The following is a 7,952-nucleotide window of genomic DNA, read 5'->3' as shown; positions in this document are numbered from 1 at the left end:
TTGTATGCAATAATCACGAATAACAGGAAATTAAAAAGATTTTTATGCAGGAGAAGAAAAAGGAAACTTTAGATAGTTTCAAACAGAAAATAAAGATTTCTGTTCTAAACTTTTGCGATTGGCATCGTTGATAGTGGCACTATCATAACGTTGACACGTTAAAAAGTTTAATAAAGTTAGTAGAAAAAGACCACATTTTTTATGGGGGTTTTTCTGCTAATTTTCAAGCTATCTAAAGTTGGTTGAATCCTGCGGTTTTTTTTAGCAACTCACCTTATCGGATGATAAAATGAATAACTAAAAAAATAAAAAGCTTTTTAAAATTCTCTATCTCCAATTCGTGATGACTACGTAATTGAGATAAATTCATTATAATCAATAAATTTATACTAAATTACTGCACACAACGTCGTATAAACGCAATTAAAACGTGCGTTTATACCTATACGTTACCTGCAATTATTTATGAGTGATTTTAACATAGAAGAATTAAGAAATGTCGTTTTGCAATACAAATTGCCAATTGCATTTGATATTCTTAATTCTACAGATCCAGGAGATCAAGGTGAGCCTTATTTAATTCAAGTTGATGATATTCCCGCCTTGATAAAAACCAAGAGAATATACGATTTCAGATGGAAAGATGGTTTTGATATGGCAGAATTTTCGAAAACGGACGAAGACAGATCTGGAATTCTTTCACATTCTGTAATTCAAATCTGGTTTGACGAACAAATGTTCAATTCTGATAAAATTGATAAAAAAATAATAAGCATAATCCCAGATCAGTTTATTGACTTATCAATAGAATACTTAAACAAGTTTATTAATATCTATAGAAGAGTATCTGATCAATTTTGGATAAGAAATATAGTTAAGAAAGACATTTTCAGTTATCAATATATTTTAATTGATAACAATGATAATCAACAGCCAATTTTCAAAATGGCTACTAAAGGTGGTGTTTACTTTAACGGGGGAAAAGAATTTCAATTAGAAAGCAATAAGGATAATCTCATACGGAATAAATTATTGGAGAATTATTATGGATTCAAAGATGAAATGATAGCATTAATGCTCGATAATTTTCACTTAGGAAGATTTAATTTGGCTTTAATTCAAGGAGCTACTCTCTTTGAAAATTTCATTTACACTGAGTTAAAAAAAACATTAAGTAACACAAAACTTGATAAGATTAAGAAAAAAGAAGATTGCGGATGTCTTGTTGGCATTTCAGAAATCTGTAAACGTGGAATAAAAGAATATTTTGAATTTGACTTTGGAGCTACTCAAGAATGGAGAGATATTCAAAAATATATGTTGAGACCACGAAATAAAATCGTTCACGGAGAAATTTTGAAAAATATTAATAGGGATGAATGTGAAAAAGGATTAATTGCCGTAAAAAAAGGTGAAAAACTACTTAAAACAGAAGTATTCAAATAACTGCAGGTAACATCGGTTAACGAGCAAATAGCGGCAGACCATCGAAAAATGACATTTTTGACTACCTTTAAAAAGATAACTTAACCGACAAATTCTCGTTTCCCAAGTCCGCTACTTGCGTTAACCGGGAACGTTTGTATGCAATAATCACGAATAACAGGAAATTAAAAAGATTTTTATGCAGGAGAAGAAAAAGGAAACTTTAGATAGTTTCAAACAGAAAATAAAGATTTCTGTTCTAAACTTTTGCGATTGGCATCGTTGATAGTGGCACTATCATAACGTTGACACGTTAAAAAGTTTAATAAAGTTAGTAGAAAAAGACCACATTTTTTATGGGGGTTTTTCTGCTAATTTTCAAGCTATCTAAAGTTGGTTGAATCCTGCGGTTTTTTTTAGCAACTCACCTTATCGGATGATAAAATGAATAACTAAAAAAATAAAAAGCTTTTTAAAATTCTCTATCTCCAATTCGTGATGACTACGTAATTGAGATAAATTCATTATAATCAATAAATTTATACTAAATTACTGCACACAACGTCGTATAAACGCAATTAAAACGTGCGTTTATACCTATACGTTAGGTGCAATTAAATATCAAAATTTTGCTTCAAAATCTTTTAAAACTTTATAAATCTCAAAAAGTATCAACTCCACTTGAAGATTTCACAACAGAAGTTTTTAGTGGAATTTTAAATTTGAATACTCAAATCAAAAAAGATTTCATAAATAACTTTTTAAATATAGCAGGATCAAATTTTGTAGTCGAAACACAAAAGAGGTATTATCTTGAAGAGTTTGGTATATGCATAATAGATTTGGTAATAGAGAATGAGATGACTTTATGCTTCATTGAAAATAAGGTAGAATCAAAAGAAGGAAAAAATCAATTAAGGAAATATTCTCAGATACTAAAAAATTCAAAAAAAGAAAACAGCTACTTGTTTTATTGCACGAAATACATTGAAAATCTGTCTAGTAATACTGATAAAAAGATAACAAAATTTCGGTGGTATGAAGTTGTTCGCTTTCTAAATAAATATCCACAAGACCCATTATTAAAAGATTTCAATTCATTTTTAAAAGAAAATAAAATGGCGCAAGATTTTAAATTTAATTCAAATAATTTTATTTCGATTGAGAATTTTCAAGATACACTTCAACTAATAAAAGACTATCTGGAATTAATCAAACCCAATTTCAAATCACATTATAAAAATTTAGGTAAATTAAATAAAGGATTTTCTACGACCTATATTCTAGAGCAGGAAAGATTGAAATATTTTTATAAAAATCTAATTAATGACAATGGATGGTCGGAAATTCGATACGGTTTTTATTTCGCCAATCAGACTTTTGAGGTAAGTATTTATGTCCATAGAGAAAAAAATCAGGCATACGATAAGTTCGTAAAGGAAATGAAGAATCTAAGTACAGATTTCATAGTAGAGAATTTGGATTATGGAACTCGAATAAGTCTTGAAGAAAAAATTTCAAAATATTTAAATGTTGAAAATTCGGAGCAAGAAATAGTCAATTGGTACCAGAATTCTTTTGAAAAATTTGATGAATTAATTATGAATACAAAAGAAATTGATTGGAATTTAAAAGCACCTAACATCGGTTAATCGCAAATAACGGGTTTTATCGAAAAAGTGTAATTTTAGAAACCAAGAAATAAATTTGTTAATCCGACAAATCCGCGTCCCTTACTCCGCCAACTGGCGATAACCGGGACCGTTGCAAACAATACCATAAAAATCGGAACTAAGAACCAAAACCAATCTTTGCGCATTGTAAAGAACAAAAATTGAAATTTAGAAAGAAAAAAATCCAGGATTCTGAAATCTAAAAGAAAAAGCGAATAAAGAAACAAAAATCACTTCGCGGACTTAAAAGCAATACGCAAAAAAACTCCACAAGAGGAATCCCGAAAAGAAGAAAAAAAGCAAAAGCACGGATAAAAATTAAACGAAAACTAAAAATTTAATCCAAGCAGCGCGCAAAATATAATCTTAACAAAAAAAGTGAAGTAAAGTTTTTAAATGTGCTTAAAATTAAAATATCAATCTAAGCGTAAAGCAGACTGTTTAAAAAAGCATGATAGAATAAAGAAGAATATGACAAGTTTAATCTTTCGGAAAATCTAATTGAAAAAGAATCATTGAGGAAAAGTATTCGTGGGAAAATAATCGCTCAAACCGAACTAAATTCTTTAGACTATCAAATACTTGGACTAATTGATACTGAAAGTGAGGATTGGAAAGATAATTCGGAAAATATAATTGATAATTTTAAAAAAGCAGTTGAAAAAGACAAATCGAATTTTATGGCTCAATTATATTTAGCACATATCTATCACGATATTGGAAATTTAGAACTTGCACTTAACAATTATTTAAAGGTTGACACTAAAGCACTAAAAGAATTTCGACTTTGGAGATATGTTAAACTAATTGAACAAATTGGATTTTGCACTTATAAACTTGGGAATGAAACAGCAGGAATAGTATTCTTTGAAAAAGTATTGAATTGGTACAAACAAACACCTGAAAATGAATTAGCAAGACCTTCAGAATTACTTGAATGTCTGCCCGAAAATCATAGAATTATAATTGAAATTAAGAAAATTGAAGATTATTTTGAATAAAAATTACGTTGCACAACACCGTGTATAATTCATTGCTAGTACTCGCCTACTTACGAAAATCCTCGCGGATTTTCTATTTTGTGTGTATTTGCTAAATTAGTTGATGAAACACGCAACGAAATCATACACAAACACGTTGTGTGTAATATGACCCACACCCTAAACCTATGAGTATTAAACTAAACGACATTTTAAATTTACAAGACTTATCTAATGTAAAAATTAGATTTAACAAAGAGAATGATAAAGAATTCGACCCAATCAAACATTTTAAAGAAAACAAACAAGCGTTATTAAACGGAAATTTTCATAATTACAGTAAGAAGTCCTACAGGTTAGGTGATTTAACAATTGGGTTTGCAAGAATTTCAAAAGATAAGTGGTTACTTTTCGATATTAGTAGAATAACAAAAGACCTTAATAAATATAATACAGTAGGCTATGAATATGAAACCGCAAAGGAATATGAAAAATATTTTGGCAGATTAATTATAGAGTTTCAAAATAAATCTCAAAACTTAATTCGTCTTGCCAAAAGTGTAATCGAGGATTGTAAAGTAAGTCAAATATTAGAAGACACATTTGACAATGACCTATTTCCCGGTTATGAAAATGTAGATATTTCCTGGAAGGATTTAAGCCGAGTAATTAACAAAAGCACTTGGAAAACTGCATTAGAAAACCAAAAAGGAATTTACTTAATTGCAGATACGTTAACAGGAAAAATGTATGTTGGAGCTGCTTATGGAGACAAAATGATATACGGAAGATGGAAAAGCTATATGAAATCTGGACACGGCGGAAATAAAGAACTTAAAACATTTTCTTCAGAATACATTAAAAATAATTTTAAGTATTCAATATTGGAAATATACAAATCCACAGTTAATGACAATATAATATTTAAAAGAGAATCTTGGTGGAAAAAAGCATTACAAACTCAAATTTGGAAATTTGGATATAATCACAATTAAAAAATACTACACACAACAATACCTATAGCAAATAGGGCAGAAAGTTCTATATTTAAAGGCTTGGGAATGCTTTTGAAGACCGCCAAATCTTTTGATTTGGCTTTTGAAAAAATAAGATAAAACAAAATGCAAAAGATTTGGCTACGAGCGCATACGGAAACGAAAAGGTTTCCTTACCGCCCTACTTGCCATAGCCGAGACGTTGCAAACAATACCATAAAAATCGGAACTAAGAACCAAAACCAATCTTTGCGCATTGTAAAGAACAAAAATTGAAATTTAGAAAGAAAAAAATCCAGGATTCTGAAATCTAAAAGAAAAAGAGAATAAAGAAACAAAAATCACTTCGCGGACTTAAAAGCAATACGCAAAAAAACTCCACAAGAGAAATCCCGAAAAGAAGAAAAAGAGCAAAAGCACGGATAAAAATTTAATCCAAGCAGAGCGCAAAATAATCGTAAGAAAAAAGTGGTACAAAGTTTTTAAATGTGTCTAAAAATAAAATACCAATCTGAGCGTAAAGCAGACTGTTTTAAAAAAACATGATAGAATAAACCGGAATAGTACAGTTTGCAACATCGGTTATGGCAAATTGCGGGCAAATTAACTGAAATTGATTATTTTAGTCACCAACAAAACTGTTTACGCTGACAAATACGCACTCCCTACTCCGCAAATTGTCAATAACCGTACACGTTGTAGCGCATATCACAAAATCCGTTTTCAGCCAACAAAACTTCAGAGCCAATTTTGAAGATAGTAACTTTTAAGTTACATTTGTAGCGATGGAAAAAATTAGAAAAGTAATAGCTTATAAAAATTATTTTCAAGATTTTCTGACTAAACAACCAATAAAAGTTCAGGATAAGATCTTTAAAGTAATCGAAGCAATAGAAACATTTGAGCGCATTCCGTCACATTATTTAAAAGCTTTAAAAGGAACAAAAGGATTATATGAAGCGAGAATAAAGTTGGGGTCTGATATTTGGAGAGTTTTTTGCTTTTTCGATAAAGGTAAATTAGTCATTTTACTAAATGGATTTACTAAAAAAACACAGAAAACACCAAAGAAGGAAATTGACAAAGCTTTAAAATTAATGGAGTCGTATAATGCCGATAAAAAGAAAAAATGATGGAAACAAAAGATTGGAAAACAATAAAAAACGAAGTTTACGGAGAAAAAGGAACTTCAAGAAGAGATGAACTTGATAGAGATTTTGAATCTTTTAAAATCGGACTTTTACTAAGAAAAGCCAGGGAAGAAAAAAACTTAACTCAAGACCAATTAGCAGAATTAATTGATAAAAAGCGTACATATATTTCACGAGTAGAAAATAATGGTAGTAACCTCACATTAAAAACACTTTATGATATCGTAGAAAAGGGTCTTGGTGGAAAAGTTAAGATTTCGATAGAAATGTAGATCGAAATACGCGCTACAACATCGGTTAAAGAAAATAGCTTGGGTTTAGCTAAAATTCTATATTTTAGAAGTCTAAATTAATCCCGGTTAAACCGACAAGTTAGCTCTTCCCTACACGCTACTTCCTTTAACCGTAACCGTTGTAGCGCATTTTTTTTATAAAGAGTACAAATGAATCAAGCTGAACATTGTAGATTATGTAAACATCAAGAAATTGATTTAAAATTTGGAACAACTTGCGGTGTTGTAAGCTTCCCTTAAAAACGAACTGTTTAAAAGTATAATATATTTTATAACTTTAAACAGTAATTATGAAGAAGAGTAGATATTCACCACAGCAAATCGCAAAGATTTTAAAGGAATTTGATAACGGAAAAACGGCCGCAGAGATCAGCCGTGAATATGGCATTAGTACAGCGGCATTTTACAAGTGGCGGGAACGCTATGGCGGTATGAACGGCAAAGAGCTGAAGCGCCTAAAAGATCTGGAAGAGGAAAATCGAAGACTGAAGCAGATGTATGCCAATCTATCCCTGGATCATCAAATGGCCAAAGAAATCATTGAAAAAAAGCTTTAAAGCCCTGCCGTAAAAGAGCCATAGCCAAAGAACTTGTTCATTACGGTATCAGCAGGGCATGCCGGGTTTTAAATATGAGCAAAAGCGTTTTTTATTACAAGCCAACCCCAAAGGACGATACTGCTATAGAGAAGGCCTTACGACAAAAAGCTAAAGAACATAGTGAGGAAGGCTTCTGGATGGCTTACGATCGATTAAGGAATGAAGGTAAGCCCTGGAACCACAAACGAGTGTACCGGGTTTATAAAAAGCTTGGCTTAAGTTTGAGAAGAAAGGTGAAAAAGCGTTTGCCTACCAGGGTTAAAGACCCCCTGGAGGCTCCTACGGCACCTAATCGTAGTTGGAGTATTGATTTTGTGACCGATGTTTTAGAAAACAAAAGGCGCTTCCGTGGCTTAACGGTAATCGATGATTACAACCGGGAAGCATTGCATATAGAAATTGATTTTTCACTGCCCAGCAAACGTGTCGTATGGGTACTAAACCATTTGATTAATCGCAGAGGGAAACCCAAAAAGATAAGAATGGATAATGGTCCTGAATTTATTGCTAAAATAGCTTCAGAGTGGAGCCAGATGCATGAAATCGACTTCCAGTACATCCAACCAGGGAAACCTACACAGAATGCTTTTATTGAACGATTCAATGGAACTTATCGAAGAGGCGTTCTCAATAAATACCTTTTTGAAGATCTCAATCAAGTAAGGGAACAAACTGAGACCTAGATGGAAGATTACAATAACGTAAGACCTCATAATGCACTGGGAAAAATGGCACCGGTAGCATTCGCTAAAATTCATTCTCCTGGCGGTACCGCCAGGAGAATGAAAAATAATATTTTTGGACAATCAAGCAGTTCTAATTAGGGGAAGCTTACA

General features: G+C 31.4%; 6 protein-coding genes and 1 pseudogene. All 7 read left to right on the top strand.

Annotation, left to right across the window (positions count from 1 at the left end):
• Positions 1–465 precede the first annotated feature (465 nt).
• Positions 466–1,446 (top strand): hypothetical protein, encoded by a 981-nt coding sequence (locus tag I6U49_RS16480; protein WP_198629652.1) that lies wholly within the window; start codon positions 466–468, stop codon positions 1,444–1,446.
• Positions 1,447–2,054: 608 nt separating this feature from the next.
• On the top strand, positions 2,055–3,077 hold the full coding sequence (locus I6U49_RS16475) for a PD-(D/E)XK nuclease family protein (protein WP_198629651.1): 1,023 nt from the start codon (positions 2,055–2,057) through the stop codon (positions 3,075–3,077).
• Positions 3,078–3,613: 536 nt separating this feature from the next.
• Positions 3,614–4,099: a tetratricopeptide repeat protein gene (locus tag I6U49_RS16470; RefSeq protein WP_198629650.1), complete on the top strand. Its 486-nt coding sequence runs from the start codon at positions 3,614–3,616 to the stop codon at positions 4,097–4,099.
• A gap of 167 nt (positions 4,100–4,266) precedes the next feature.
• Complete coding sequence (locus I6U49_RS16465; protein WP_198629649.1) at positions 4,267–5,073, top strand: GIY-YIG nuclease family protein; 807 nt, start codon at positions 4,267–4,269, stop codon at positions 5,071–5,073.
• Positions 5,074–5,858: 785 nt separating this feature from the next.
• Positions 5,859–6,206, top strand: coding sequence for a type II toxin-antitoxin system RelE/ParE family toxin (locus tag I6U49_RS16460; RefSeq protein ID WP_198629648.1), 348 nt, complete (start codon positions 5,859–5,861; stop codon positions 6,204–6,206).
• Positions 6,206–6,496 carry a helix-turn-helix domain-containing protein gene (locus I6U49_RS16455; protein ID WP_198629653.1) on the top strand — a complete coding sequence of 97 codons (291 nt, stop codon included), beginning with the start codon at positions 6,206–6,208 and terminating at the stop codon, positions 6,494–6,496. Before I6U49_RS16460 ends, I6U49_RS16455 begins: the two co-directional genes overlap by 1 nt.
• Before the next feature lie 311 nt (positions 6,497–6,807).
• Positions 6,808–7,940, top strand: a pseudogene (locus I6U49_RS16450) (IS3 family transposase).
• Positions 7,941–7,952 lie beyond the last annotated feature (12 nt).

The sequence above is a fragment of the Salegentibacter maritimus genome, assembly GCF_016236915.1.
GTDB classification, from domain to species: Bacteria; Bacteroidota; Bacteroidia; order Flavobacteriales; family Flavobacteriaceae; genus Salegentibacter; species Salegentibacter maritimus.
Note: the sequence above shows the minus strand (reverse complement) of the source record. Positions and strands in the feature narration are given on the sequence as shown.